The sequence below is a fragment of the Pseudoalteromonas sp. 2CM36K genome, assembly GCF_023161865.1.
Lineage (GTDB): Bacteria > Pseudomonadota > Gammaproteobacteria > Enterobacterales > Alteromonadaceae > Pseudoalteromonas > Pseudoalteromonas tetraodonis.
In genome coordinates this window covers 1-23,030 of the sequence record NZ_JALNTK010000032.1, presented here as the reverse complement: position 1 = coordinate 23,030, position 23,030 = coordinate 1, and the positions used below count along the sequence as shown (strand labels likewise).

17 protein-coding genes, 1 tRNA gene and 2 pseudogenes are annotated in these 23,030 nt (G+C 40.4%); 14 read left to right on the top strand and 6 right to left on the bottom strand.

Translation table 11 applies throughout. The features are described from left to right. Positions 1-10: 10 nt before the first annotated feature. Entirely contained in the window at positions 11-1,096 is a 1,086-nt protein-coding gene (rlmM, locus tag MTN97_RS16750; protein WP_036982089.1) for a 23S rRNA (cytidine(2498)-2'-O)-methyltransferase RlmM, read from the top strand. 47 nt (positions 1,097-1,143) lie between these two features. On the opposite strand, the gene cysZ is transcribed toward rlmM, so the two are convergent. Next, positions 1,144-1,854, bottom strand: coding sequence for a sulfate transporter CysZ (cysZ, locus tag MTN97_RS16745; RefSeq protein ID WP_282447419.1), 711 nt, complete (start codon positions 1,852-1,854; stop codon positions 1,144-1,146). Between the two features lie 313 nt (positions 1,855-2,167). Between cysZ and MTN97_RS16740 the strand changes: the two genes are divergently transcribed. The 5 genes from MTN97_RS16740 (at position 2,168) to speB (ending at position 10,007) form a co-directional block, all read left to right on the top strand. Beyond that, complete coding sequence (locus MTN97_RS16740) at positions 2,168-4,411, top strand: EAL domain-containing protein (protein ID WP_248474931.1); 2,244 nt, start codon at positions 2,168-2,170, stop codon at positions 4,409-4,411. Positions 4,412-4,818: 407 nt separating this feature from the next. After that, positions 4,819-6,378 carry a BCCT family transporter gene (locus tag MTN97_RS16735; RefSeq protein WP_069439970.1) on the top strand — a complete coding sequence of 520 codons (1,560 nt, stop codon included), beginning with the start codon at positions 4,819-4,821 and terminating at the stop codon, positions 6,376-6,378. 185 nt (positions 6,379-6,563) lie between these two features. Next, positions 6,564-7,022 (top strand): GNAT family N-acetyltransferase, encoded by a 459-nt coding sequence (locus MTN97_RS16730; protein WP_008467955.1) that lies wholly within the window; start codon positions 6,564-6,566, stop codon positions 7,020-7,022. Between the two features lie 144 nt (positions 7,023-7,166). Next, on the top strand, positions 7,167-9,080 hold the full coding sequence (gene speA / locus MTN97_RS16725; protein WP_248474930.1) for a biosynthetic arginine decarboxylase: 1,914 nt from the start codon (positions 7,167-7,169) through the stop codon (positions 9,078-9,080). Between the two features lie 3 nt (positions 9,081-9,083). Beyond that, complete coding sequence (speB, locus tag MTN97_RS16720) at positions 9,084-10,007, top strand: agmatinase (RefSeq protein ID WP_248474929.1); 924 nt, start codon at positions 9,084-9,086, stop codon at positions 10,005-10,007. A gap of 65 nt (positions 10,008-10,072) precedes the next feature. On the opposite strand, the gene MTN97_RS16715 is transcribed toward speB, so the two are convergent. The 3 genes and pseudogenes from MTN97_RS16715 to MTN97_RS16705 form a co-directional block, all read right to left on the bottom strand. Further along, positions 10,073-10,363, bottom strand: a complete 291-nt coding sequence (locus tag MTN97_RS16715; RefSeq protein ID WP_248474928.1) for a hypothetical protein — start codon at positions 10,361-10,363, stop codon at positions 10,073-10,075. Between the two features lie 11 nt (positions 10,364-10,374). After that, positions 10,375-10,830, bottom strand: a pseudogene (locus MTN97_RS16710) (M48 family metallopeptidase); the annotation flags it as partial. Positions 10,831-10,867: 37 nt separating this feature from the next. After that, positions 10,868-11,308 (bottom strand): annotated as a pseudogene (locus MTN97_RS16705) (DUF898 family protein); the annotation flags it as partial. Positions 11,309-11,478: 170 nt separating this feature from the next. Between MTN97_RS16705 and MTN97_RS16700 the strand changes: the two are divergent. The 8 genes from MTN97_RS16700 to msrB all read left to right on the top strand — a co-directional run bounded on the left by MTN97_RS16700 (position 11,479) and on the right by msrB (position 20,676). Then, positions 11,479-12,210, top strand: coding sequence for a TrmH family RNA methyltransferase (locus MTN97_RS16700; RefSeq protein WP_248474926.1), 732 nt, complete (start codon positions 11,479-11,481; stop codon positions 12,208-12,210). Between the two features lie 328 nt (positions 12,211-12,538). Further along, positions 12,539-15,940, top strand: coding sequence for a chromosome segregation SMC family protein (locus tag MTN97_RS16695; RefSeq protein ID WP_248474925.1), 3,402 nt, complete (start codon positions 12,539-12,541; stop codon positions 15,938-15,940). A gap of 73 nt (positions 15,941-16,013) precedes the next feature. Beyond that, positions 16,014-16,760 (top strand): cell division protein ZipA, encoded by a 747-nt coding sequence (zipA, locus tag MTN97_RS16690; RefSeq protein ID WP_069439976.1) that lies wholly within the window; start codon positions 16,014-16,016, stop codon positions 16,758-16,760. Positions 16,761-16,838: 78 nt separating this feature from the next. Further along, a complete protein-coding gene (gene ligA / locus MTN97_RS16685) occupies positions 16,839-18,860 on the top strand; it encodes an NAD-dependent DNA ligase LigA (RefSeq protein WP_036982113.1) in 2,022 nt (673 codons plus the stop codon). After that, positions 18,853-19,197, top strand: coding sequence for a DUF3392 family protein (locus MTN97_RS16680; protein ID WP_069439978.1), 345 nt, complete (start codon positions 18,853-18,855; stop codon positions 19,195-19,197). The genes ligA and MTN97_RS16680 overlap by 8 nt, the downstream gene beginning before the upstream one ends. Further along, positions 19,194-19,694, top strand: a complete 501-nt coding sequence (locus MTN97_RS16675; RefSeq protein ID WP_069439979.1) for a DUF2919 domain-containing protein — start codon at positions 19,194-19,196, stop codon at positions 19,692-19,694. The genes MTN97_RS16680 and MTN97_RS16675 overlap by 4 nt, the downstream gene beginning before the upstream one ends. A gap of 6 nt (positions 19,695-19,700) precedes the next feature. Next, positions 19,701-20,141, top strand: a complete 441-nt coding sequence (locus tag MTN97_RS16670) for a hypothetical protein (RefSeq protein WP_214553020.1) — start codon at positions 19,701-19,703, stop codon at positions 20,139-20,141. A gap of 94 nt (positions 20,142-20,235) precedes the next feature. After that, positions 20,236-20,676, top strand: a complete 441-nt coding sequence (gene msrB, locus MTN97_RS16665; RefSeq protein WP_069439981.1) for a peptide-methionine (R)-S-oxide reductase MsrB — start codon at positions 20,236-20,238, stop codon at positions 20,674-20,676. Positions 20,677-20,801: 125 nt separating this feature from the next. Here the strand turns inward: msrB and MTN97_RS16660 are convergent, their stop codons facing one another. Then, positions 20,802-22,433 carry a response regulator gene (locus MTN97_RS16660; RefSeq protein ID WP_248474924.1) on the bottom strand — a complete coding sequence of 544 codons (1,632 nt, stop codon included), beginning with the start codon at positions 22,431-22,433 and terminating at the stop codon, positions 20,802-20,804. A gap of 404 nt (positions 22,434-22,837) precedes the next feature. Beyond that, a tRNA-Val gene (locus MTN97_RS16655) sits at positions 22,838-22,913 on the bottom strand. Between the last annotated feature and the right edge of the window lie 117 nt (positions 22,914-23,030).

Below are 23,030 nucleotides of genomic sequence, written 5' to 3'. Positions count from 1 at the left end.
AAGGGTTAATATGTCTAGTGTTGTGATTTACTGTCGTAGTGGTTTTGAAAACGATGCCGCTGCTGAAATAACGTTTCACGCTGCCGAACAAGGATTTGCTGGGTATGTAAAAGCAAAACCAAATACCGGTTATGTTATTTATGAATGTTTTGAAGCGCAGCACAGCGACGAAATAATCAAAAAAGTTGATTTTAAAAATATGGTATTTGCACGCCAATGGTTTGCCGGTAACCTAATTGAAAATATGCCCGTAGAAGATAGAGTAGGCGCTATTGTAGATGCTGCAAAAGATTTTACTTTGTGTTCTGAGCTGCGTGTCGAAACCCCCGATACCAACGAGGGCAAAGAGTTACTGACTTTTTGTAAAAAAATATCAACTCCGCTTAAAAAAGCCCTTGAGAAACAAAACACCGTATTGCGTGAACCAAAAGCAAATCGCCCAGTAATGCATGTGCTGTTTTTAGCTAATAATACTGCGTATGTGGGTTACTCATATAGTTATAACAATTCTCCTTTTTTTATGGGGATCCTACGTTTACGTATGCCAAGCGATGGCCCAAGTCGTTCAACGCTTAAGTTAGATGAAGCGTTTAACGTGTTTATTCCTGAGCAAGAGCGTGAGTCGCGGGTACAAGCTGGGATGCGCAGCGTTGACTTAGGTGCATGCCCAGGTGGCTGGACTTATCAGTTAGTTCGCCGTGGTATGTTTGTTAGTGCGATAGATAACGGCCCAATGAATGAAAGTTTAATGGAAACGGGTCAAGTAAAGCATTTTAGGGAAGATGGTTTTAAATACCGTCCAGAAAAAAGAAACATCACTTGGTTGGTTTGCGATATGGTAGAAAAGCCGACTAAAGTGACTAACTTGATGATTGACTGGGCTGTAAACGCCTATGCAAAAGAGCTTATTTTTAATCTAAAATTACCGATGAAAAAACGCTTTGATAGTGTGTATGAATGTTTAAAAATGATCAGAGAAGAAATGGCGAAGTACGGCATAAGCTATGAACTTCAAGCAAAGCATTTATACCATGATCGTGAAGAAATAACGGTGCACTTAAATGTAACTAAAGTGCCACAGAGCTTATATAGTTAATATATTAGCGATCATAAAAAAATGGGCCAGGTGGCCCATTTTTTATTTTAACTACGGTATTGTGGTCGGTAATTTTCAACCCATAATCGTGTGGCACCACATACCGCCACAGGCATAACAATTAAATTTATAAATGGGATAGCGGTTAGCAGCATCACGGCAAAGCCAAACCCATAAGATAACCCTTGTTTGCTTTTTAAGTCATTTTTCATTTGTGTAAAGCTAATTTTGTGATTATCAAAAGCATAATCTTTATATTGCACTGCATACATCCAGCAGGTAAAAAGCACCCATAGCACTTGGCCTATCACAGGTAGTACCCACAATAAAATAAAAAAGCCGATAGCGCGTGGGAGGTAGTAGCAAAGCTTAGTCCATTCCCGGCCCAGCATTCGCGGAACATCTTTAACTAAATCAGCTAATCCGTCGTCGTTAATTTTTTGACCAGTTAAATAAAGCTCTACCTTTTCACTTAGTAAGCCATTGAAAGGTGCGGCGATAAAGTTAGTAATAACGGTAAATAACATACTGTAAGTAAACAGCACCACCAGCACAGCAATTGGCCACATTAACCATTCGAGCCAACTTAGCCATTCTGGGAGCATGGCGGTTACGGCATTAAAGCCATCACTAAGCCAGCCAAATAAAAAGAATAAGGAGCTACCAAATAATAAAATATTAATAAGTAGGGGTATAAGTACAAAGCGTTTTAGCCCTTTTTGACTAATTAACTTAAACCCTGAAAAAAAATATTCCATACCTTGTGTTATTTGCACACTAACCTCATCGATTATTTATGTTTTAGCTATTATAAATAGCTTGATGATTTTAAACAGTACTTTTAAGTAACAAAGTATTTAATAAAGGGTATTTACAGATGGTATGTAAATAAATGATTTGTTGATAAGTACATTTCAAATCGCCACCTTGTATTGAATGGCAAACGCGCGTGAAATAGACGAAAATAGCATAGATGCTGATTTCAATATTATGTATAGTCAAAAGACTATTATAAACAGGCCCTAAAATTGAGCGACGCATTTAGCGTTAGTGATTGTTGAGGAATATAATTTGATTGAAATAATGAGAGTCAGAAAGCTGCTTTCTCAGCAACAAAGTATATTATCGAAAATAGCACTCGGTGCGCCACTTGATGAGGTATTGGAAAATATTTGTTTATCTATTGAGGAGCTTATTGAAGACTCCTCTGCAAAGTGCTCTATATTAACGCTCAAAGGAGAACAGCTATTTCATAGTGCGGCGCCTAATATTGCACAGGGTTACTGCCAAGCAATTAATGGCGTGAAAATAGGGCCAACTGTCGGTTCATGCGGTACTGCAGCCTATGAAAAAAAACGCATTATTGCCGCAGATATTACAACATCGCCATTATGGGATGATTATAGAGCAATGGCGTTAAGTTATGGTTTAAGGTCATGTTGGTCTACCCCTATTATTTCAACAAAATCAGACATATTAGGCACTTTTGCAATTTATCATGACAGTGCCAAGTCACCGACACCACAAGATTTAGAGTTAATAGACTTTTTTGTTGATTTCACCAGTATTGCTTTAGAAAAGCACACAGAGTCACTAAGATTAAACGCGTTGCTTTTTGAATTACAGCAAAGTAATGAAAAGTGTAAAGCCTTTACAAAAGTGCTTCCCGATCTAACTCTTATTTTGAGTGAAGAGGGGGAGTATACCAATGTTTACGGCACAGCTAATGAAAGTTTATATTTAAGCCAAGAGCATGTGATTAATCGTAATGTCAGAGATATTATGCCTCCGGAAGATGCAAATCCTATTATGGAGGTAATTGCCAAAACGCTGCAAACTAATGAAGTTCAAGTGTTTGAATATCAGCTCAATATAAAAGATAAGCAGCTTACATTTGAAGGGCGAACAGCTCCTCTTGAAAGTTACCAGCCTAATAACCCGTCACTGAGACATGTGGTGTGGATGGCCAGAGATATCTCTAATCGCAAAGCTGCCGAAGAAGAAGTACAACGGTTAGCATTTTTTGATCCGCTTACAAACCTTCCTAATCGCAGAATGCTCAATGATAGGCTCAGTATGTATGTGGAGCGAATTAAGCAGTCTGATCACACGGGCGCACTCTTATTTTTAGATTTAGATAATTTTAAACGCATAAATGACTCACTAGGGCATAATGCAGGCGATGAAATACTGGTTGAGTTATCACAACGATTAACAGCTATTTTGAACCCGGCAGATACCCTCGCACGAGTCGGTGGTGATGAATTTATTATTCTTATCGAGCATGTCGGTGATAGCCACATGCAAGCTAATAGTGAATCTGAGTTGATTGCTAAAAAAGTACAAAGTGTCTTTTATGAAAAATTTGAAGTGGGCGATTTAGCGTTTCAGGTCAGTTGTAGTATTGGTATTTGTTTGATTAACACGAGCAATGCCATAACCGCTAATATTTTAAAATTTGCAGATACCGCAATGTATCGCTCTAAAATGAAGGGTGGTAATAGTAGTAGCTTTTACGACCCCGCACTGCAAACCTTACTGGAAAATCAAACTGAGCTTGAAACTGACATTGTCAGGGCTATCGCGTGCGATGAGTTTTGTGCTTATTTTCAGCCACAATTAGCAATTGATGGAACCCTTGTGGGTGCTGAGGCATTAATAAGATGGAATCATCCAACTAAAGGACTTATCCCCCCTAATGCATTTATTCCAATTGCCGAGCAATTTGGCTTAATTCAAAAGTTACAAAATATTGTATTAAGAGATATTTGTATTTTACTTGAAACACTTCGAGATAATAACTTACTCGATGACAGTTTTAGCGTATCAATTAACATTAGCCAGTGTCAGTTTAATTCTTCCACTTTAAAAGGTGAGCTATTTAAAGCAATTGAAGCGTTTGACGTCTCGCCAACTCGAATTAAATTAGAGATCACTGAATCAGTGTTAGCGGGTGACTTGATGGGGACCGTAAAGCAAATGGAAGAATTAAAATCGCATGGATTTGTGTTTTCAATTGATGACTTTGGTACGGGCTACTCGTGTTTAAAACATTTAAGCGTGTTTCCTATTGATGAGTTAAAAATTGATAAAAGCTTTATTGATAAAGTGCTCAATAGCGCATCGGGTCAAAGTATTGTGCAATCTATTATTGGCTTAGGTCATAGCTTAAATATTAACATTGTAGCCGAAGGGGTCGAAAGTGCTGAGCAACTAAGAATATTAAAGTCGATGGGCGTGAATGCAGTGCAAGGTTATTTATTTGCAAAACCATTAACCCACAGCAACTATTTAACATGGCATAAACAGCATTAATAACTCTGTATTTATCACTAACTGAGGCGACAGGTTTAGTTGCCCTAATCTATAAGCCGCGTTGTTTGCGTACCCACTGCGCAGCAACGTTTAATAACGTACCGCGCTTTTGCTAAAGCAAAAATGTATATTTTTTGTTTGTTTGATACCGTGATGTAATTTATTTTTTATTATTGTGTAACTACTACACAAATCATTCCTGAGGCATTGGTTTAGCGTTTTTAACGCGTTAAACTAGTCAGGAATTGGCAATAAGTCTACTTGTTGTGACATTACCTAAACGTGAACATAACAAGTACTTAAAACTCGCTTTTGAGTTGCTTTGTCGTTTGTTGAAACTAGGGTTTAGTGTGATGTCATGGTATGTCGCTATGTCGGTAACTTTAAAGAACCATTAGGAGCGATAAATGAATACCACTAAAGCAACTTTAAAGTCGGGTGAAACACATTCTTCCCGAGTTAAGTTTCTGGATGGGGTTGATATACCCGTATTTTTAATCAGTGGCGGTATATTAGTTTTATTTGCCGCGCTGGCACTGTACGACATAAAACTGATGTCGGATTGGATAAACTCTGCCTTTGCCTTTTCCACTAAAATCTTTGGCGCCTTTTGGCAAGTTCTGCTGTTATTAACCTTTGTGATAGGTATATTTTTGGCCGTAGGCCGCACCGGTTCAGTGGTGCTCGGCGGTTTAAAAACCCCTGAAATATCTACCTTCAAATGGATCAGTATAATTATGTGCACTTTGCTTGCTGGTGGCGGCGTATTTTGGGCCGCAGCAGAGCCAATGGCACATTTTATTTCTCCGCCACCGCTATTTGGTGGTGAAACAGGCACTAACGATGCCGCTTATAACGCCCTTGCACAAAGCTTTATGCACTGGGGGTTTTTAGCTTGGGCTATTTTAGGTAGTTTGACCGGCATTGTTTATATGCATCTTCATTACGAAAAAGGCTTACCGCTTAAACCTCGTACTTTGCTTTACCCCGTATTTGGCGATCGCGCAATGAAAGGGGCGCTTGGTACTATTGTTGATGCATGTTGTGTACTCGCTGTGGTTGCTGGCACTGTGGGTCCTATTGGTTTTTTAGGCTTACAAGTGAGTTTTGGCCTAGATAAATTGTTTGCCATTCCTGACACCTACACCACACAAGTAATTATTTTATTTAGTTTAATTGGCATTTACACACTTTCAGCGGTAAGTGGCGTTACCAAAGGTATTCAGCTACTAAGCCGTTTTAATGTGGTATTAGCTGTGGTGCTGATGTTGTTTATATTATTAATGGGGCCCACTGCGTTTATTATTGATAGCTACATTCATTCCTTTGGCTTGTACTTAGATAACTTTATACCTATGGCTACGTTTCGTGCCGATAAACCATGGTTAGACTGGTGGACTGTGTTTTTTTGGGGCTGGTTTTTAGGTTATGGCCCTTTAATGGCGATGTTTGTTGCACGTATATCCCGTGGACGTACTATTCGTGAAATGATTTTACTCATCTCTGTGGTTGCGCCAGTGATCACCTGCTTTTGGTTTACTATTGTGGGTGGCTCAGGCATCTTTTTTGAGTTAAATAACCCCGGCGTTATATCAGAACCTTTTGCTGGGCTTAATTTACCAGCGGCATTGTTAGCCATTACTGAGCAGTTACCCATGGGGTTTATTGTGTCTGTATTATTTTTAGTGCTGACCACCATTTTTGTGGCAACAACCGGTGACTCAATGACGTACTCGGTGTCTATGGTGATGACAGGTACCGATCATCCGCAAACATCAATTCGTGTGTTTTGGGGGATTATGATGGGGGTAATGGCTGCATTACTCATCTCTATAGGCGAGGGCGGAATTTCAGCCTTGCAGTCGTTTATTGTGGTCACTGCGGTGCCAGTTTCGTTTGTGTTACTACCGTCACTGTGGACGGCACCACAAATAGTTAAGAAAATGGCAGACGAACAAGGACTTTAATAATTGATAAAGAGCGCTAATAAGCGCTCTTTTTCTGGGTACATCATATTCTCACCTTGTTATTGAGCTATTTATTATCCTAGCAATAAACTAACCCACTAAAAATAACTTAGCCTAAGTAGGTTGTTCATTCCTATCGATACGGTATAGTTTAGATATATTTAAGCATAACCTTGAGATAAACCATGCAGTTAGTCGACTTAGACCCTTGTGATCAGGATGTGATCAACGTATTTGCAGATATAGATCGACTTATTAGCTCATTATATCCTGTAGCAACTTCACAAGCGCTTACAGTTAATGAGCTTGGTTTACCGGGCGTTTACGCTGTAGGTTTAAAAAATCAAGACGGAATAGTTGCCTGTGGCGCAATAGTAAAGCAATTTGATGGTAGCTGGTATGGCGAAATTAGACGGCTTTACGTAAAACCTAGCTATCGCGGAAAAGGCTTATCGCGGCGTATTATGCAAATTTTATTGCACTATGCAGGCGAAGAAGAAATCCCAATCATAAAACTAGAAACAGGACCAAAGCAAATACAATCAATCCACCTTTATGAGAATTTAGGGTTTGTGCAATGTGCCCCTTTTGGTGAATACACAGAAAACCCGAATAGCTTATTTATGGAGCTTGCGCTCAGCTAATATTGCTTTGTTTGAAGCTTTTATTTATTAATTTCAATCCTAACTCGTTACGAGTAGAAATACTTGTTGGACATGAATCACTATTTTTCTTTTAATGCGCGGCAACTAGCCGGTTTGGCATTCATAAATAAAAGAGAAAGATAAATGAAAGAGACAACATCACTTGAACAAGCTCGTACGAGCTACAACGTTCGTCATTGGAGCCAAGGTTTTTTTGGTATTAATGATCAAGGTGATGTGTATGTTGCGCCCAAGGCTGATGCCCCACAGCAAACCATTGCATTAACAGACATTGCTAAGCAGCTTGAAGACAAAGGTTTAAGCTTGCCAGCACTTGTTCGTTTTCCACAAATTTTACATCATCGCGTGCATAGCTTATGTGGTGCATTTAATACTGCTATAGAAAGCTATGGTTACCCAAAAGACTATTTATTAGTTTATCCAATTAAAGTAAATCAACAGCGCGAAGTCGTTGAAGAAATTGTTGCCAGCCAAGCGCAAGTAGAAAAAAAACAGCTAGGTTTAGAGGCCGGTAGCAAGCCAGAGTTATTAACTGTATTAGCACTGGCAGAAAAAACCAGTGCGGTGATTGTATGTAATGGCTACAAAGATAAAGAATATGTGCGCTTAGCGCTGATTGGCGAGAAGCTGGGTCATAAAGTGTATATCGTACTTGAGAAATTGTCTGAGCTGGATATGGTGCTTAGCCAAGCCAAAGAACTTAACGTAAAACCGCGTATTGGTATTCGTGTGCGTTTAGCCTCGCAAGGCAAAGGTAAATGGCAAGCAAGTGGCGGAGAAAAATCGAAGTTTGGGTTGTCTGCTTCACAAGTGCTGTATGTAGTAAACCGCTTAAAAGAAACAAATCAGCTTGATTTAGTACAGCTTGTGCATTTTCACTTAGGGTCGCAAATGGCCAATATTCGTGATGTACGCTTAGGTGTAAGTGAAGCTGCACGTTTTTATTGTGAACTACGCAAGTTGGGTGCACACATAGAGTGCCTTGATGTAGGGGGCGGTTTAGCGGTTGATTACGACGGCACACGCAGTCAATCACACAACTCAATGAACTACAGTTTAGCTGAATACGCAAATAATATTGTCTACACCATCGGTGATATTTGTAAGCAGTATGAGCAGCCTTTTCCTACCATTATTTCAGAGTCGGGAAGAGCATTAACAGCGCATCACGCGGTACTAATTTCCAATGTAATTGGCACCGAAACGTATACACCGGAAGAAATAGAAGCGCCAGCTGATGATGCGCCGCAGTTACTTAAAAATATGTGGATTTCATGGCAACAATTACATGTGCTTACTGATGACCGTGCATTAATTGAGATTTTTCACGACTGCCAAGGTGATTTAGCTGAAGCGCATAGTCAGTTTGCGATGGGATTATTAGATTTAACTCAGCGTGCATGGGCAGAGCAAATAAACTTACGCGTGTGTTATGAACTTAATAAATTAATGGATAACAAAAACCGTTTTCATCGACCGATTATAGATGATCTGAATGCGCGTTTAGCGGACAAGTTTTTTGTCAATTTCTCATTGTTTCAGTCATTGCCTGACGCGTGGGGTATTGACCAAGTGTTTCCGGTATTGCCATTAAGTGGTTTAACGCAAGCTCCACAAAAACGGGCTGTGTTACTAGATATCACCTGTGACTCCGATGGCGCATTAGAGCATTATGTAGATGGTCAAGGTATTGAAAGTACGTTGCCAGTACCTGAGTTTACAGCAGATAAACCTTATTTAATGGGATTTTTCTTAGTAGGTGCCTATCAAGAAATTTTAGGTGATATGCATAACTTATTTGGTGATACGCACAGTGCTATTGTCAATATGGATGAGCAAGGTGTTGCCAGCATTACAGAAATTAATCATGGTGATACTGTGGCTGATATGATGCGTTATGTACATTTAGATGTTGAAGGTTTTCAGCAGTCATATGCGCAGTTAGTGACTGCAAAAATTGCACCAGATGAACAGCAAAGCGTCCTCGACGAATTGCAAAGCGGCCTTGACGGCTACACTTATTTAGAAGAGTTATAAGCAATGTCTAGCTTGTTTGGTTGTGTTGACCACTCATTGTACTCAAACGGGATGACGTTTTTACGTCGTCCTATGGTACAAAACATTAATGCGATTGAAGCCGATGTAGTGGTACTGGGTTTACCGTTTGATTTAGCCACTTCAGGGCGCCCAGGTGCTCGATTAGGGCCAGATGCTATTCGCAGAGCGTCGGTACATTTAGCATGGGAAGATACTAAATATCCGTGGACATTTCCGTTGTTTGAGCGCTTGACCGTGGCGGATGCTGGCGATTTTACCTATCCGGTAGGTGACCCGGAATATTTTACCGCGCAACTAGAAATGGCGGCAGAGCAAATACTTCGCCAAGGTAAAACATTATTAGGCTTGGGCGGCGATCATTTTGTAACCTTACCGCTATTGCGCGCACATGCAAAAATTCATGGCAAAATGGCGTTAGTTCATTTCGATGCACATACCGATACTTACAGTAACGGTTCGCGTTTTGATCACGGTACCATGTTTTATCATGCGCCAATGGAAGGGTTGATTGATGTTAATCACAGTATTCAGTTAGGTATTCGTACCGACTTTGATCAAAGTAAGCATGAGTTTGCAGTGATTGATGCCATGCAAGCCAATGATCTGCATGCAAATGATATTGCAGCTCAGATTATTGAGCGAGTGGGTGATTTACCGGTTTACTTAACCTTTGATATAGATTGTCTCGATCCGGCTTTTGCACCAGGTACGGGCACACCAGTGTGTGGTGGTTTAACTTCTGATAAGGTACTTAAAACCTTACGCGCACTCAAAGGCATTAATATGGTGGGGATGGATGTGGTTGAAGTATCCCCGTCTTATGACCAAAGTGAGCTTACCGCCATTGCTGCAGCAACAATTGCCAGTGAATTGCTACATTTGTGGGCACTTAAGCATAAATATTAATTTGTGTTAATCTAGTTTAAAAAGCGCCAATTTGGCGCTTTTTTTGTATAAAAATAAAAGTACGATTAAAACTGCATATCGTGTTTTTTAGCATAAATAAAAAATACCGGAATTTCGATTATGACGTAAGTTAAAAAAGTATACCAAAACCAATTAACTTCAAATATTAACCAGCTAAATTGCACGCCCGAGTTGTAATAAAGGCTAGATGCAATTAATAGCGTAATGCCTGTTGCAAATAAATCTTGTACCGATACTTTTTTAAAGCTGCTGCCTGCAAAGCGCGGATAAATAAATCCGTAGCCAAGCGTTATCATAATGATAACTAATAACAATAAACTCAGTTCAGGGGTCATTATGGTTTATATTACCTCGCATATTCTATTCGTTCTTGAGAACTTGGGTGCGTTGATAAATACTTTAACCAAGTATCATCAAGGGTCGCCTCTTGTGCTTTTAAATTATTTTCCAGTGCTTCAATTGCATCAGCAAAGTCGTGGTTAGAATAGCCTAATTTTAAAAGGTTTGTAATAGCATATTCATCGGCTTCTTGTTCCATATCTCGCGAAAACGCTTGTTGTAAAAAAGATGAACCAGAGCCAAGCACGACTTCTAATATACCATCTAAGTCACCAAAAATAACTGCAAATACAACGGTGCTCGCTGCAGCTTGTGCTGCAAGGCGAATGCTGTGATGGTGCTGAACATGACCAATTTCATGAAGTAAAACAGCACGCAGGGCATCAGGATCATTTTTTAATAGCTCAACAAGTTCGTCAGTTACAACAACCCGACCATTTGGAAGAGCAAACGCATTAGCTGCTGAATTTCTGTTTGCTTTTAGCAGCAAGTTGAGATGGCTCTAAGGCAAAGCGTACATTACGATGGCGAGTCATTCGCATATTAAAACGCAGACCTTGGTTGATGATCCACGGCAATAAAAATAAAAAGCCAATAGCAAATAAAAGGCCTATCGTCGGTGCGAGGCTGCTAAGCAGGGTGTAAATTAAAAATACAATGACCGCTAAAATGCGGCCTTTTAGAATTTGTATAGGCGTAGCTAGATAGTCAAAGCTAAGGCCGTCGATACGCGTATGACCGTAAAAATAACGGTAGGTGCGTACTTTTGCTCATGCAGAATAAATTCCTAAAGTAATAATACTTAGCAGTATATTGACACTCCATATGCCAAGAAATTCGCCGCTTTTGCCGCTAAAATTTACTATACCACTAAAAATGGGAGAGGCAGTGAGTGGTGTAGGGGGATTTGTTTCATTTGAAGTTGGGTGTATTGATTCCATTAAAAAAAGTCCTTGTAATTTTTGTAAACTTACCCTTTTTAGAGAATAAAAACAATCTTTATGATTAGCTAGCTTATTGTAAGTAGGCTAATTTTATTGCTTTTAATGTTTATAGGGCTGCACTTTAAGTCACCTCTGGTATACTGTGCAGATAATTTAACGGGGCTGTCATGATTTCAAAAAACCAACTTAAACTTATTCGCCAGCTTGGCCAAAAAAAGTATCGCAAGCAATTTAATCAATACCTCGTACAAGGCGAAAAAAATGTACTGGAGTTATTAAATAGCCCATTAAAAGTAACCGATGTATTTGCAACGCAAAGTTTTATTGATAATAACCAAAGCGCATACCCTCAAACGCATTTTATTACAGCTGATGAAGAGCAGTTAACAAAGGTAAGTACTTTGGTCAGTAATAATGCGGCTATTGCCATTGTTGATATGCCAAGCACCACATTACCCGATGAAAACAGTTTAATATTAGCCTTAGATGGGGTATCTGATCCGGGTAATTTAGGTACCATCATTCGCGTGGCTGATTGGTACGGTATAAAACACATTGTTGCCAGCACCGACAGTGCCGATCCGTATAATCCAAAAACAATTAGCGCCACTATGGGGTCATTTGTTCGTGTATCGGTAAGCCAAGTTGATTTACCTAGCTATTTAACATCTTTGGATGTGCCTATTTATGGTGCATTTTTAGAGGGCGAGAATGTCCATCATTGCCAGTTTGATGGAAAAGGGGTGTTATTAATGGGCAGCGAGTCACATGGCATACGCCAGCAGTGTGCCGCGCTTGTGAGTAATAAAATTACTATTCCCGCTTTTGGCGGTGCTGAATCGCTTAACGTGGCAATGGCAACGGGCATTATTTTAGATAACTTTAAACGCCAAGCTTAACCTTTTGCCTAAAAATAGGTTAAATTGTAACAACTTGGGTCTGTTAACCTTTGTGGATTATAATTTGTTCAAACTAGGGGCGGTTTAATCGCGGCGCGAGGTTTGTAACCTAGTGGGCTAAGTCAAAACCGAGTAACAAAGAGTAAATCGCCCCTAGGAAGAACCCTTCGGGCAGCGCCTGTTTGGCATTGATGCTGCGTTATCGCCTATTTATGGGGAATAACCACACCACATAGGCGCTGCCTTGCCTAAATACCAAACAGACTGCTGCAAATTTAATCTTAAAAGGTCAACAGACCCTAATAATAAAAATTGGTAAAACAACCAGATGCGCTTAAGCACTATAAAATTAGCGGGCTTTAAATCGTTTGTAGAGCCCACTAAAATTCCATTTCCAGATCAAATGACGTGTGTTGTCGGCCCTAATGGCTGTGGCAAATCAAACGTCATTGATGCGGTGCGATGGGTGCTTGGTGAAAGCTCAGCTAAAAATTTACGTGGCGATGCCATGACTGATGTCATTTTTAATGGCTCCACTAACCGCAAGCCCATTTCGCAAGCCTCTGTTGAACTCATATTTGATAATACCCAAGGTAAATTACCCAATACCTTTGCTGATCGTAGCCAAGTGGCTATAAAGCGTTTGGTGACTCGCGATGGCCAATCGCTGTACTTTTTAAATGGTAGCAAATGCCGCAAACGTGATATTACCGATATATTTTTAGGCACGGGGCTTGGGCCGCGTAGTTACGCCATTATAGAACAAGGGATGATCTCGCGTTTAATTGAGAGCAAACCGCAAGAGCTACGTATTTTTTTAGAAGAAGCCGCAGGGGTCTCTAAATACAAAGAGCGCCGCCGAGAAACACAAACACGCATAAAAAGCACCCGAGAAAACCTAGAGCGACTCCTCGATGTTCGCCAAGAGCTACAAAACCAGCTTGACAAACTGGCGGTACAATCGGTTGATGCTAAGAAATATCGCGAATTTAAAACCCAAGAACGCACCTTAAAGGGGCAAATAGCGGTATTAAAATGGCAAAAGCTGCATCAGCAACAAGTTGATAAAAGCGCACAAATAAAAAAACTGGATGAACAAATCAGCTTTTTTAAAACGGCGCATTCAGGCCATGATGATGTGCTGGCAAGTCTTGAAGCTCAAGTACAAGTTCAGCAAGATAAACTTAATGATGCACAGCAACAGCAGCACCATACACATACAGAATTGACTCGCAGCGAACAGCAGCAAATTAGCATTAAACAACAAACGCTGTCACTGAAACAAAATTTAGCCAAGTTAGAGCAACAAAAAAACCAAAGTGAAGAAGTCAAAACGCAGCAACAAAGTCTCTGCCAAGAGTTAGATGACAGCTTACAACAGGCTGTAGAGCATAACTTAATGTGTAGCGAGCAGGTTATAGAGCTTAGCGATGAGGTTAATCGGCTGCTGGAGATTAAAAATGCCGACACATCACACTGGCAATCGCTAAAAGAAGATTATCAACAATTGCATAATCAGCATTTAGCGCATACCAACGCAGTAAAACACACAGAACAAAAAATCAGTTATGTTAAGCAACAACTAACGCAGCTTGATGAGCAAATAGATGAGTTAAAACACAGTGAGATAGAGCAGCTATTAACTCAGCAACAACAGCACAGACAGGCCCTGACTGAGCAGCTAGCGAAAGCGCAAACGGCTCACAGTAAAGGCCAAACTGCGCAAACTACTCAGCAGCAACAGCTAGATGATGCACAGCAAGATTGGCAGCATTTATTTCAGCAAGTAAATGAATTAAAAGCCGGCATAGCGGGGCTACAAACTACTCTTGGGCTTGAAAAAAGCAGCGATGAAAGTTTAACCTTATTTAAGCAGTTAACTGTTCAGTCGGGTTATGAGTTTTTAGTCGAGCAGGCGCTGTCATCACTTGAGCATATTCATATATCACAAGGTAAAGCAGAAAATAGCACGTGGGAAATTGCATCGCAGTCTGCAGCTAAGCACAGTATTGCCGCGTTTATTACCTCAGGCGTGTATCCTGAGTTATTAAATCATATTGCTTATGATGAAGCCGGCGATATAAGCGCACTTAACGACAATAGTTATATTGCGGTTATAGATAAGCAAGGGGCATTACATGGTCGAAATTGGCATCTCAGTGGCGAAAAAAATGCAGAAAATTCCTTATTATTAATGCACAAAAAGCTCAAGCAGCAAGAAACCTTTCTTGAGCAACAACAACAGGCATTGACGGACGCACACTCCACACTTGAAGAACATAAAACGCAGGCTGCATTAATAACCGAGCAGCAAAATGAGCGCAAAGACACTATTCATCAATTAGCACAACAGTTAGCCGTAGCAACAACGCGTGGTGATATGCTCAAAGCGCAAGCTGATCAGCATCTGCAGCAGCTAACAAAATTACAACAACAGCGTCTGCCTCTGCTAGAGCAACAACAGCAGTTAAGCGAATTATTGAGCGAAGAGCTCGATAAAAATGAACAGCTTACACAGCAATTACAGGCCTTAGCTGAAGAGCTTAACCAAGCCGATAGCACACGCACAAATAGTGATGAGCTTTATAAACAAGCTTTAAATAATGCTGAACAGTATAAAACGCTAGCGCATCAGGCAAACCTTAATGAGCAAAAAGCACGAAGTGAATGGCAGCTCAGTCAAACTAAACTTAGCCATGCTGTACAGGTGTTTACTAGTGCCGAAGAGGGTGCGCAAGAGATAATAGAGCAGATTGAAGCGTTACTTATTCCTGAGCAAGAGCTTGCACTAAGTATTGAGCAATTATTAGTACAGCACCAACAAGGCGAACAAATGCTTGCGGATTTACAACAACAGCTAGCTCAAGCAAAACAAGAATTACAAAACAAACAAGCGAGTTTAAAAACGTCACAAGCTGAGCTGGTGGCACTGCAAGAGCAACATCAAAAGCTGAGTATTGAAGAACAAAGCTTATTAATTAAAGCGCAAGCGGTACTAGAGCCACTTAGTGAGCTTAATCAAAATTTAAAACAGGTATTAGCAGAGCTTCCTGCAGAGTTGTCATTAAATGCGGCGCAAAATCAACTTGCTGGAGTAAGTAATCAGCTAGAGCAATTAGGAGCCGTTAACCTTGCAGCCATTGATGAATTTGAACAAGCGAAGCAAAGAAGTGATTATTTAAATAATCAGCTGGACGATTTAACCCAAGCATTAACAGCTTTAGAAGGCGCTATTCATAAAATAGATCGTGAAACAAAAACGCGCTTTAAGTCTACGTTTGATCAGGTAAATCACGATTTTGGCCAGCTTTTCCCTAAGGTGTTTGGCGGCGGCAGTGCTTACTTAGAATTAACCAGTGACGATTTACTCGAAAGTGGTGTTAGTATAATGGCAAGGCCACCAGGTAAAAAAAATTCGACAATTCATTTGTTAAGTGGTGGAGAAAAAGCGCTGAGCGCATTATCATTGGTGTTTTCTATATTCAGGCTCAATCCAGCTCCATTCTGTATGCTGGACGAGGTAGATGCCCCATTAGATGATGCCAATGTGGTTCGTTTTTGCCGATTGGTTGAAGAAATGTCACAATCTGTGCAGTTTATTTATATAAGCCATAATAAAATTGCAATGGAAATGGCGGGTAGATTAACGGGTGTAACCATGGCAGAGCCCGGCGTGTCGCGCATGGTTGCTGTAGATATTGAACAAGCGGTGCAACTTGCACATGCATAATTTTATAGTCATTTGCTAGTTGTTTTGGGTAAAATGATGGCAGTTAGGCATATTAATAATAAAAGGTGAGGGGATGGCCGAAGAATTAAGATGGGTTTTAATTGTGATCAGTGTGTTTGTCATTGGTGGCTTATTAATACACGGTTTGTGGTCAGTAAGAAAAAAAGAGAATGCTGAACTCCCTGCAAGCGAGCGAGTTGAACCTGTTCAAGAACAGCAGCCTTCATCTGTGCATACTGAGCCACAAGAGCCAACGTTAGCGCAACGAGAAGAGCCACAAATGAGTGAGTTAAACTTCAGCGCTGATGAGCCACAAATAGATGTAAGCCCAGCTGATACAGCTATTGAAGATGACCTTGAAGTGGTAACAGAAGAGGCTGTAGATACACAACAAGACGCCCCTAAAGATGTTGCAGACTTTGTTATTGTGCATATTCAAATGCCAGAAGGATTGACCATGCAAGGCAGTAAATTACTGCCAGCAGTTAACACGCTAGGTTTTAAGTATTCAGAAGAAGGCTTTTTTAATCGCCACCTAGACCCTGCAGGCCAAGGGCCGGTGTTATTTAGACTGGTAAATATGTATAACCCTGGTACATTCGATATTGATAATATGGAACAGTTTAGTACCGCAGGCGTGAGCTTATTTATGACGCTACCATGTGATGGCGATGGCCTTGCTGCGTTTAATATGCTGCACAGCGCCGCTAAAAAAATAGCGGATGAATTTGGTGCCGATATTTTAGATGCAGAGCGAAACGAAATGACGGTAGAGCGTATTCGTCAATATGTTGAGCAGGTTCGCGCATTTTCTGCGTAATATACGCATAAGTTAAACTTTGTAAGCCACTGGGCGTTCACTCGTCAAAGTGGCTTTTTTTATGTTTTTGAGGTCTACATGGCAAGCAGCATTAGTGAGCAAATTAATCATCTTCGTACCACGCTTGAGCAACACAATTATAGTTATTATGTGCTTGATACACCCAGCATACCCGATGCCGAATATGATCGCTTGTTACGTACATTGAGCGAATTAGAAACCCAGCACCCTGAGTTTTTAACCGCCGATTCACCTACTCAAAAAGTAGGTGGGGCGGCGCTTGCCAAGTTTGAGCAAGTAGCACATCAAGTGCCTATGTTGTCGCTTGATAACGCTTTTGGTGAAGACGAATTTAATGGTTTTAATCGTCGTATTAAAGAGCGTTTAATGAGCACTGAAGAGCTTACATTTTGCTGTGAGCCTAAACTGGATGGCTTAGCGGTATCGATTATTTATCGCGATGGGGTACTAGTACAAGCTGCTACTCGTGGCGATGGTTTTACTGGCGAAAATATTACCCAAAATGTAAAAACAATTCGCAATGTGCCATTAAAGCTTCGCGGTGATGATTACCCGCGTGAGCTTGAAGTGCGCGGTGAAGTGTTTATGGATAGCGCGGGCTTTGAAAAATTAAATGCCGAAGCAGAAAAACGTGGTGATAAAGTTTTTGTAAACCCTCGTAATGCGGCAGCGGGAAGTTTACGCCAGCTCGATTCAAAAATTACCGCAAAACGCCCACTGATGTTTTATGCCTACAGCACTGGATTAGTTGCCGATGGCACCTTACCTGAAGATCACTACCAGCAGCTTGCTAAGCTTACCGATTGGGGATTGCCCCTGTGCCCAGAAACCAAATTAGTTGAAGGCCCAAAGGCTGCGCTTGCTTATTACAATGACATTTTAACGCGTCGTAGCGAGCTAAAATATGAAATAGATGGCGTAGTAATAAAGGTAAATAAAAAAGCCTTACAAGAGCGCTTAGGCTTTGTAGCTCGTGCACCGCGTTGGGCTATTGCTTATAAATTTCCGGCGCAAGAAGAAATAACGCAATTATTAGATGTTGAATTTCAAGTGGGTCGCACAGGGGCAATTACTCCTGTTGCGCGATTAGAGCCGGTATTTGTTGGGGGGGTTACGGTATCGAATGCAACGCTGCATAATGCTGATGAAATTGCCCGTTTAGGCGTTAAAGTGGGCGACACTGTGATTATTCGTCGCGCTGGGGATGTGATCCCACAAATTACCCAAGTAGTACTTGAGCAACGCCCAAGCGATGCAAAAGAGATTGTCTTTCCAACTATGTGCCCCATTTGTGACTCGCACGTTGAGCGGGTTGAAGGTGAAGCGGTTGCTCGGTGTACAGGCGGCTTAGTATGCCAAGCACAGCGTAAACAAGCGATTAAACATTTTGCCTCACGTAAGGCTTTAGATATTGACGGCTTAGGCGACAAAATTGTTGATCAATTGGTTGATCGAGAGCTGATCAAAACCCCGGCTGATTTATTTATTTTAAAGCAGGGACACTTTGAGTCACTTGAACGAATGGGGCCAAAATCAGCAAAAAACTTAGTTGCCGCACTTGATGATGCCAAAACGACTACCTTAGCAAAGTTTTTATATTCACTGGGTATTCGTGAGGTCGGTGAGGCCACAGCACAAAACTTGGCTAATCACTTTTTAACGCTTGAAAAAGTAATCGATGCCAGCATTGAACAACTAATAGAAGTAAGTGATGTAGGTGAAATAGTGGCAAAGCACGTGCGCGGCTTTTTTACTGAAGAGCATAACCTGACAGTGGTAAACGAATTAATAGCGCAAGGCATTAACTGGCCACAGTTAACAGCGCCATCAGAGCAAGAACAGCCGCTAGCGGGTTTAACTTATGTGCTAACTGGGACGCTTAATACGCTTAATCGCAATGATGCGAAAGCGCGCCTACAACAATTAGGTGCTAAGGTATCTGGCAGTGTTTCAGCCAAAACGGATGCGCTAGTGGCGGGCGAAAAAGCCGGCTCTAAGCTAACTAAAGCGCAAGAACTCGGTATAGAAATACTGACAGAGGATGATTTAATTACTTTGTTAGAGACTCATAATGGCTAGTTTTACAAATATACTTAATACCTTGTTAATTGACTTAAGCCAGTGGCTACAAGGCTATTTGCCGCATTTATCATTGCTTTTGATGGTGTGCTTAGTGTCGCTTTATGCGGATGACATTTTAAAGCTCACCAAAGGCGTGGTAGCTAGGCGTCACTTTATTATAAGGGTGGCATGTTTTGTGTTGATCACCGCGTTTGGGTTTGGTTTATTAGTGGTGTGGTTAAGCCCATTACTAACTAAAGCTTTGCTGTTTTTTGGTACTAAGTGGTTGGGGCTCACATTATTAGCTGCATTTTTTATTTTGGGCACTATTGCCGATAGGAAAAACCAGTTGTGAGCCGTTATGGACCTGAATACTGGGATAAATATGGCAGCTATCGTACGCCAATAGCGTTTCATTTGAGTATTTTAGTGTTACTGCGGGCCTATTTTATTTGGGTGATTGCCGCGCTGAGCCGTCGTCCTGAACTTGATCTAATGTCATTGTTTTTTAAATCAAAAAATGATTTTTTTATTGCCATAGCAATTGGTGCCGTGGCAATTGCACCCACTATTTTGTTTTGTTTACGCAGACCCAGAGACTCGCATCAAGCTACGAAACGGTTAGCGCGTATTTGGCGATACATGCGTTGGCCGCTTATTGCTTGCGCGCTAATAGACTTGTCGTGGTTAAGTATCCAGGCGGCCCATAGTCATTATCGCTTTTCACTGTTTTTAGCCATACAAATGGTGATTGTATTGTGGGTATTGTGGTATTTGGCAAAAAGTCGTTATTTAAGTGTTTTTTTTAGTGATTGGCCCGAGCCAACAGAAAAAGCAACCGATAAAAAGTAAGAGATTATGCACACTATTAATAAAAAAATAGCGCAAGTGGTGGCCTTTATAGGGCTGATTATTATCTGCGTTGGCTATTTTTTATCATTAGGCGAACATATTTGGTTTAAAGGGATATTGCTATTGTGGATAGTGGTATTTTGTTCGTGCTGTTACCGATTAACGCCGTTATTTAAAATGCGTAACCCACTGCGTAACTTTATTCAGCGTGATGCGCAGCATTTGTTTGTTTTTAGTTTAACCGGGTTGTTTGATAAAAAGAATGGCCCGCATTGGTTAGTCATCAGCAATATTGAGTCAATAGAGATAAAAGACGATGAGCTAATAGTGCATAGTAATAATGACAGGCAATTAAGCGTGAGTATTCCTGGTAGTCAAGCTCAATTACACGCTTATATAAGCCGTATACTTACAGCAACAGAGAAGCACCGTATAGTGTTTAAATAGCGTTGATCGTGGTGTTAGCCACAGACGTAATGATAGGCTGTCAGCCAATGCTTTGGCTCAGTATGAAGCAAATTAATAACGCAATGAGGTTGTTATGTTGAAATGGAACGATATTGTTAATTTTGCCAACCATGGCAATCCAACACCGGTTCAAAAAGTAGTTAAAACAGATCAGCAATGGCGTGAACTGTTAAACGAAGAGCAATATTACGTGACCCGTAAAAAAGGCACAGAGCGACCAAATAGTTCAAGTAGTTGCACACTATTAGAACCGGGAAAGTACGTGTGTGTGTGTTGTGATAACCTACTATTTGATGCAGATGAAAAGTTTGATAGTGGCACCGGCTGGCCTTCATTTACCCAACCTGCAACGGTTAATGCGATAGGGTATGTAATGGATAACAGCCATGGCATGGAGCGAGTTGAAGTTGTTTGTAATGTGTGTGATGCGCATTTAGGGCATATTTTCCCTGATGGCCCACTTCCTTCCGGCTTGCGCTACTGTGTAAACGCACTGGCAATGAAAAAGCTCTAGGGCCTGTTGACCTTTCAAGGTTAAATTTACAGCGGTCTGTTTGGGATTTAGGCAAGGCAGCGCCTATGTGGTGTGGTTACTCCCCCATAAATAGGCGATAACGTAGCATCAATTCCAAACAGGCCCTAACTAATCTCTAGTTTTATTTCTTTAGCAATCTGAAGTAGTTTATCGAACCGCTCCGATTGCTCTTCAGCTAAGGGGGATTTTTTTAATAGTTTAAAGCACTTTTGAGCCAGTACACTATTGAAAGAGTCACCCTGTTTTTTTGACTTATCCACTAAACATTGTAACAAGTTAAGCGCAATACTTGGATTGTGTGGCATGACCCTAAAGGCTTGGCTGAATGCCTCTAAGGCAGCATTTAATTGGCCGCGCTCAAACTGCTTAACAGCATGATTGTTAAGTTCTTTCGGCCCCATTTTAATATCACGTCTTTCACTTTGCTGTTGCTGTATATAACGCAAGTAAGTAGCATCGCTTCTACTTGGGTGGCGTTCGCAATGATCAATAATTTGGCTAAATAGCGCTTGCGCCTTTTGGTGAAAACCTAATTCATGTAATGCTTTTGCTTTGTCTAGGGCACCATCGACTGAACGTATTTGAGTATCGCTGTCATCAAGTTGTTCAATCAACTGTTTCGCTTTTTTATGTTCATCTTTTAAATAATAAAGGCGTGCATTGAGCACATCGATTTGAGTTTGCTCATTACTGGTTGGGAATTGTGTTTTTAGCTCATTAATATATTTATTTGTTTGACGGGAGATTCTGTTTATTTGGTCACTTTGATCTGTGGTTAGTGCAAAATCAATCCCAGCACGAGCGGCATTTAAATAAATGTCTGGGCTATCATGCATAGAGTACTTAGCAAAAGTGGCAATATCTTTTTGAGTTAAGTAGCTGGTTTCGTAGTCTCTGTTAATGAGCGATACGCTGTTCAGTGACTTTTGACGGTCTATATTACGTGGAGCAATATGTGCCGCTTGGCTTAAAAACTCTTGGGCTAGCTCAAATTGGTTTAGTTTTATTTCTAAACGCCCTAATAAGTCTAATGCAACTAGTCGTGTTTCATTACGTTCAAGCATAGTTTTAAGCATGCGTTGAGCTAAAATATGCTCATTGTTAGCAATTAAGGCTTCTACCAATCCTACTTTTGCCCATGCAAATTTTTGAATATTCAAAACTGACTTAAAAAAGTCTTTCGCTTCTTGGTTTTGTTTTAGCGCCAGTAAAATATTACCTTTTAATCTAAGCAGAATAGGGCTGTATTTATTACTTTTATCGAGTTGGGCATTAATTTGTTTTAATGCTTTAGATTGGTTATCGTCATCAATTAAAGTGTATATAGCTTTTAAGTCGCTTTTACGTTTGAGAATACGCTCTATGCGCACTCTTAATTCTTGTACAGAGAAGGGTTTTACTAAAAAGTCATCGGGTTGAAGTTCTAATACACTGTGAACTAACTCTCCGCTAGTTTCCGCAGATGTAAAAATAAACCCAGTAGAGTGTTTTATTAATGCTTTAGCGCGTAATTCTTCATAAAGCTGGTAGCCATCTTGGCGTTTGCTTAGATTAAAAGAGCAAATTACCAAGTCAAATTCTTCATGTAAGCATTGTTCTTTTGCCGCTAGAGCATGATCTGCAAAACGCATATGTCCAAAGCCAATTTTTTCGAGCGACTGTTTCATGTAGCTTTGAGCAAGTGGCTGCTCTTCTACAATCAGTATTTTTGCTTCATTAAAAATATTTTTAGACATTGGCTTAAGCGTAATTGAATTTAACACAGACTATAATCAACAGTTTAGACGCTTACAAGGTAATTTAAAGATTCGCTTCGAAGATGAGAGTTTATTAAGCAAATTAATTCTAAAGGTTTATATTTTTATCTTAAAAGACCTAAAAAACCATTTAAAGTAAATGGGTAGCACGCGTAATAAAGTAAGTTAAAAAAAATGATTTTGGAGATAATAAAACTCGGAAGATAGGTTTTTGGCATGAGATTGGTAATACTGATTTTTTGAAACCGAAGAATTGCTTGATAACGAATTTCTAAATGGCAATTAATACTGAACGTGAACTAAAAGAGTGGAGGATAATGAATATTAAAATGGAAGATGATACTAGAAGGTTTAGATTTTTGTAATATGCACCATTCAAAGAATGGTGGGTCGTACTGGACTTGAACCAGTGACCCTCGCCTTGTAAGGGCGATGCTCTCCCAACTGAGCTAACGACCCATATTACAAATTTACACATGCGACTATTTATATAATAAATTTTTATATGTGGTGGGTGATACTGGACTTGAACCAGTGACCCTCGCCTTGTAAGGGCGATGCTCTCCCAACTGAGCT

Excerpts from the sequence above, each read along its gene's own strand:
- speA (WP_248474930.1), top strand. The coding sequence starts at position 7,167 with ATGAAAGAGACAACATCACTTGAACAAGCTCGTACGAGCTACAACGTT.
- MTN97_RS16700 (WP_248474926.1), top strand. The coding sequence starts at position 11,479 with ATGATTTCAAAAAACCAACTTAAACTTATTCGCCAGCTTGGCCAAAAA.
- MTN97_RS16680 (WP_069439978.1), top strand. The coding sequence starts at position 18,853 with ATGGCTAGTTTTACAAATATACTTAATACCTTGTTAATTGACTTAAGC.
- MTN97_RS16695 (WP_248474925.1), top strand. The coding sequence starts at position 12,539 with ATGCGCTTAAGCACTATAAAATTAGCGGGCTTTAAATCGTTTGTAGAG.
- msrB (WP_069439981.1), top strand. The coding sequence starts at position 20,236 with ATGTTGAAATGGAACGATATTGTTAATTTTGCCAACCATGGCAATCCA.
- rlmM (WP_036982089.1), top strand. The coding sequence starts at position 11 with ATGTCTAGTGTTGTGATTTACTGTCGTAGTGGTTTTGAAAACGATGCC.
- speB (WP_248474929.1), top strand. The coding sequence starts at position 9,084 with ATGTCTAGCTTGTTTGGTTGTGTTGACCACTCATTGTACTCAAACGGG.
- MTN97_RS16735 (WP_069439970.1), top strand. The coding sequence starts at position 4,819 with ATGAATACCACTAAAGCAACTTTAAAGTCGGGTGAAACACATTCTTCC.
- MTN97_RS16670 (WP_214553020.1), top strand. The coding sequence starts at position 19,701 with ATGCACACTATTAATAAAAAAATAGCGCAAGTGGTGGCCTTTATAGGG.
- MTN97_RS16660 (WP_248474924.1), bottom strand. The coding sequence starts at position 22,433 with ATGTCTAAAAATATTTTTAATGAAGCAAAAATACTGATTGTAGAAGAG.
- MTN97_RS16730 (WP_008467955.1), top strand. The coding sequence starts at position 6,564 with ATGCAGTTAGTCGACTTAGACCCTTGTGATCAGGATGTGATCAACGTA.
- zipA (WP_069439976.1), top strand. The coding sequence starts at position 16,014 with ATGGCCGAAGAATTAAGATGGGTTTTAATTGTGATCAGTGTGTTTGTC.
- ligA (WP_036982113.1), top strand. The coding sequence starts at position 16,839 with ATGGCAAGCAGCATTAGTGAGCAAATTAATCATCTTCGTACCACGCTT.
- cysZ (WP_282447419.1), bottom strand. The coding sequence starts at position 1,854 with ATGGAATATTTTTTTTCAGGGTTTAAGTTAATTAGTCAAAAAGGGCTA.
- MTN97_RS16715 (WP_248474928.1), bottom strand. The coding sequence starts at position 10,363 with ATGACCCCTGAACTGAGTTTATTGTTATTAGTTATCATTATGATAACG.